This window comes from Psychrobacter sp., from assembly GCF_035469765.1.
Classification (GTDB): Bacteria; Pseudomonadota; Gammaproteobacteria; order Pseudomonadales; family Moraxellaceae; genus Psychrobacter.
On the sequence record NZ_DATIRM010000156.1, the window covers coordinates 1 to 4,579 of the forward strand.

Annotated in this window: 4 protein-coding genes; 1 reads left to right on the plus strand and 3 read right to left on the minus strand. The window is 42.8% G+C overall.

The window, feature by feature from the left end; genetic code table 11:
* Positions 1 to 2,632, plus strand: a 2,632-nt coding sequence (gene topA / locus VLN09_RS04440) for a type I DNA topoisomerase (protein ID WP_325244076.1), incomplete at its 5' end; no start/stop codon positions are given.
* Positions 2,633 to 2,724: 92 nt separating this feature from the next.
* Here topA and VLN09_RS04445 read toward each other — a convergent pair.
* The 3 genes from VLN09_RS04445 to VLN09_RS04455 form a co-directional block, all read right to left on the minus strand.
* Entirely contained in the window at positions 2,725 to 3,288 is a 564-nt protein-coding gene (locus VLN09_RS04445; protein ID WP_325244078.1) for a superoxide dismutase family protein, read from the minus strand.
* A 208-nt stretch (positions 3,289 to 3,496) separates the two neighbouring features.
* Positions 3,497 to 3,763, minus strand: a complete 267-nt coding sequence (locus VLN09_RS04450) for a hypothetical protein (protein ID WP_325244080.1) — start codon at positions 3,761 to 3,763, stop codon at positions 3,497 to 3,499.
* Between the two features lie 102 nt (positions 3,764 to 3,865).
* The gene (locus VLN09_RS04455) at positions 3,866 to 4,522 is read right to left on the minus strand and encodes a hypothetical protein (RefSeq protein ID WP_325244082.1); all 657 of its coding nucleotides are present in this window, start codon (positions 4,520 to 4,522) and stop codon (positions 3,866 to 3,868) included.
* Between the last annotated feature and the right edge of the window lie 57 nt (positions 4,523 to 4,579).

Here is a 4,579-nt window from a genome sequence, read left to right on the forward strand (position 1 = left end):
CGCTGCTGACAAACCCAAAGGCAGCCCAAAGCGTAAGTCTTTGGTGATTGTTGAATCACCCGCCAAAGCAAAAACCATCAATAAATACTTGGGTGATGATTTTATCGTGCGCTCAAGTATCGGTCATGTCCGTGATTTGCCAGTAGGTGCGAGCAAAAGCGCAAAGAAACCAGCAACGACCAAAAAAGATGACAGCCTGACCAAAGAAGAGAAAACTCAGCAAGCATTGGTACGGCGCATGGGCGTTGACCCTGAGCATGATTGGGCAGCAGTCTATGAAGTCTTGCCAAACAAAACCAAGGTCATTAAAGAGCTAAAAGCCTTAGCCAAAGATGCTGACAAAATCTATCTTGCAACGGATATGGATAGAGAAGGAGAGGCGATTGCTTGGCATCTCAAGGAAGTCATCGGCGGCGCGGACAGTAAATATGAGCGCGTGGTCTTTAACGAGATTACCAAATCTGCTATTCAAAATGCCTTTAAACAACCGTCCAAGCTCGACATTGACCGTGTTAATGCTCAGCAAGCACGTCGTTTTTTAGATCGTGTGGTTGGTTTTATGGTATCGCCATTACTGTGGCAAAAGGTCGCTCGTGGTCTGTCTGCCGGTCGTGTACAGTCAGTTGCTATGCGCTTGGTTGTTGAGCGTGAGCATGAAATCCGCGCCTTTATTCCAGAAGAATATTGGCAGATTCATGCCGATACTCATATCGCCAATAGCAAAAAAGACGCTGAGCAAATTGGTATTCGTTTAGAAGCGACCAAGCAAGGCGGAAAAACGCTAAAGCTCGTTAATAAAGAGCAGACCGATAAAGTATTAGAAATTCTTGAAGCAAATGACTTTATCGTCAAAGAACGTGAAGAAAAGCCAACGCAGTCACGTCCAAGCGCGCCTTTTATTACTTCGACTTTGCAACAAGCAGCCAGTACACGATTAGGCTTTTCAGTTAAGAAAACCATGATTTTGGCGCAGCGTTTGTACGAAGCGGGTCATATTACTTATATGCGTACCGATTCGACTTTTTTATCAGGTGATGCACTTGCTGCTGTACGTGGCTATATCGAAGACAGCTATGGTGCGAAATACGTACCAGAAAAGCCAAATTTCTACGGTAATAAACAAGGTGCGCAAGAGGCGCATGAAGCGATCCGTCCTTCTAACGTCAATATGAAGTCAACGCAGCTTAAAGCTGTTGAGCGTGATGCGATACGTTTATATGAGCTAATCTGGCGTCAGTTTGTGGCCTGTCAGATGTTACCAGCAAAATATTTATCAGTGAACTTATTCGTTGCTGCGGATGATGTCGAGCTAAAAGCGCGCGGGCGTACCTTGATATTTGATGGTTATACTAAAGTCATGCCACCTGCCAAGACCGACGACAACTTATTGCCTGATGTTAAAAAAGGCGATAAATTAACGGTAGATAAGCTTGATCCGAGTCAACACTTTACCAAGCCGCCACCGCGTTTCACTGAAGCAAGCTTGGTTAAAGAGCTTGAGAAGAAAGGTATTGGTCGTCCATCGACTTATGCCTCAATCATCTCAACCATTCAAGATCGTGGTTATGTGAAGCTTGAAAACAAGCGTTTATTTGCGGAAAAAATGGGCGATATCGTTACCGACAGGCTGACGGCAAGTTTTCCAGATTTGATGGATTATACCTTTACCGCCGCGCTTGAGGACAAGCTTGACCATGTCGCAGAAGGCGATAGAGACTGGAAAGATGTCCTCGATAATTTCTACGGGGATTTCAAGACGACCCTCGATCGCGCTAAAGAAAAAGATGGCATGCGCCCAAATGATCCGACTGATGTACCAGATGTGCATTGCGATCTTTGTGGTCGTCCAATGCAATTGCGTACAGGCTCAACCGGCGTATTCTTAGGGTGTACAGGTTATAACTTACCACCAAAAGAGCGCTGTAAAGGTACTAAGAACTTAATGCCAGTCGAAGCTTTTGCCAATCTTGATGATGCAGAAGGTGATGATGAAGCGGCAGAAGTCAGAGATTTGATGGAGAAAAAGCGTTGCCCGAAATGTAGCACGGCAATGAATGGTTATATCGTTGATGGCGGTCTTAAGCTACATGTGTGTGGTAACAATCCTGATTGTGATGGTTACATCTTAGAAGAAGGCAAATTTGAAGTTCCTGGTTCTGATTCTCCAACTATTGACTGTAATAAGTGCGATGGGCAGATGGAGCTAAAGACTGGACGATTTGGTCCTTACTTTGCTTGTCAGCAATGTGACAATACCCGTAAAGTGTTAAAAACGGGTGAGGCTGCGCCGCCACGTATGGATCCTATCCATCTACCAGAGTTAAAATCTGTTAAGCATGAAGATTATTTTATCTTACGTGAAGGGGCGGCTGGCATGTTCTTAGCCGCATCTAAGTTCCCTAAAGTGCGCGAGACACGTCCGCCAAAGCTTGCTGAGCTGCGAGAGATTAAAGATAAAATGGAAGATAAATTCCAGTATCTGTTTGAAGGACCAGATGAAGATCCGGATGGTAATCCAACCATTCTGCGTTGGTCGCGTAAGAAAAAAGAGCAGTATATCGGCTCTGAGAAAAATGGCAAAGCCACACGTTGGGGCGTTTACTGGCGTAAAGGCGAGTGGGTAGAAGAATAACGGTTTTTCTATCGACAATAAAAAACCCTCTTAACCATATAATTTGGCTAAGAGGGTTTTTTTATGCAATTAAGCTCTCATCTTAAAACTTATTAGACTTTTTCAATGATACCGCAAGCCACGCGATCACCTGCATTACCCGCTGGTTGACTGGTGTAATCGTCAACGCCGCTATGTACGATAAAGGCTAGGCGATTGACGCTATATTTACCAGCATCAGCGGCAGAGATTTTCTTATTTACATAATTGATAGTCGCAACACCATCGGCATTAGCCGTTAGGTTAGGCAAATCGCCTGCATGACCATTCATGTCATCTGGATTAGAGTGTGGCTTGTTATCCGGATTAAAGTGACCACCTGCTGCTTTCCCCATATCCGCACAGCTACCCGTCTCATGGATGTGTAGGGACACTGTCTTACCCGGCTGCAAGTTCATCAGCTTACCGTATACCTGTACACCGCCATCAACTGGACGCAAAAACATTTGACCGACTTCATTTTTATCGCCAGCAACAGCATTAATGGTCGATTTTAATACAGGTTGGTTTAAAGGATTGCCGGTTTGCATCTGACCTTCTACCGTTTGCGTTTGGCAACCTGTCATTGCTAAAGCAGAACCACATAATAGCGCACTTGCAAGCATTGTCTTATTCATTATTATCTCCGTTTTAATTTTGTATTTTTAACATCATCAATGATTTACTTTATCAGTATAGCTAGGCGCTTGAGGGAATTATTCATCAAATGCGCAACAATCGGTTAATAAATGTAAGTAGATTATGGATTTGAAAGTTGTTTACGGTATTTTCTTTACTTAGTTTTGCCATACTAAGGTTTCGCCTGTTTCCATCGTTTGCAATAGGTTATAACGAGGCATGTCTGTTTGAATTTTTGATGGTGTCGAAATTCACTCTGAGGGTTGCAAGCTTAACGTCAGTCAGCTTACTGCTACTATCACGCATGAGATGAAAAAGAGCCGTCTCAATACGATTGCCGGTTTCACCGCAGCCCATTACTGTACTGATGATGGTGCCAACTTTAAAGCTATGATCATTTAGTAAAAAATAAGGCACACGAGAGCCATTACAGCCTGAGCTAAAAGCAGCGTATTGACTGTCAGGCCAACTCATAAAACTTAATAAAATAGGGTGGTCAGGATGATAAAAACTGCCCATGGATTTTTTAATGAATTGACCTTTTTCATCGTGGTGGTTACTTACGGCGCTGACCAGTTACCAATCGTACTGTTCCAATATTTCGTTAGTGATGGGCAATCCAGTGAGAGCATATAGTAGTTTAGCTGAACCTGTAAAGATGAGGCGATTGCCATTTTCTATATTAAGCGCCAAGCGTTTTGGAGCTAATCGTTTATCGACTGGCATCAATTTTGAAGATTCTGTTGTAGATTGCGATATTGATTCTGAAAATGGCAATAACTCAAAATTAAGTCTAACAGGGATGTACTTGGCAAACAAAGCTTGGATATTTTCATCCTCTTTAATTGCAGTATTATTATCAGGGTCATTGCTATCGTTACAAGTCATTGGAACTTTGGCAAGATGAGAGTAATAGGGGTAAGGTGGTGCGGACATCGAATGAAAGTCCATTCTATCCTGTTCACAGCCCTGATAAAAATTGATTGAACTGGGTTCTACTTGTAAGGTAATCGGCGTAAATTTTGCGATATTGACGATATTACCGTTTTTATTAATCACTTGTGCTAACTGCCAGTCATAATGAGCTGACCATTGCATTAGTTGCGCTTCTTGTATTAGCAGCTCGTTAATAGGTTTGGATTTATCATTAACAGAAGTAGACTGACAGCCTGCTAACGCTGCCGGAAGAGAGACAGCGAGCAATAAGGATAAAGTTAATGGACGTACAATCATTGTTATTACCATATAAACATTTGTCCAAAATATAGCATAAGGTTTTATTTAGATTGT

Excerpts from the sequence above, each read along its gene's own strand:
- VLN09_RS04445 (WP_325244078.1), bottom strand. The coding sequence starts at position 3,288 with ATGAATAAGACAATGCTTGCAAGTGCGCTATTATGTGGTTCTGCTTTA.
- VLN09_RS04450 (WP_325244080.1), bottom strand. The coding sequence starts at position 3,763 with ATGAGTTGGCCTGACAGTCAATACGCTGCTTTTAGCTCAGGCTGTAAT.
- VLN09_RS04455 (WP_325244082.1), bottom strand. The coding sequence starts at position 4,522 with ATGATTGTACGTCCATTAACTTTATCCTTATTGCTCGCTGTCTCTCTT.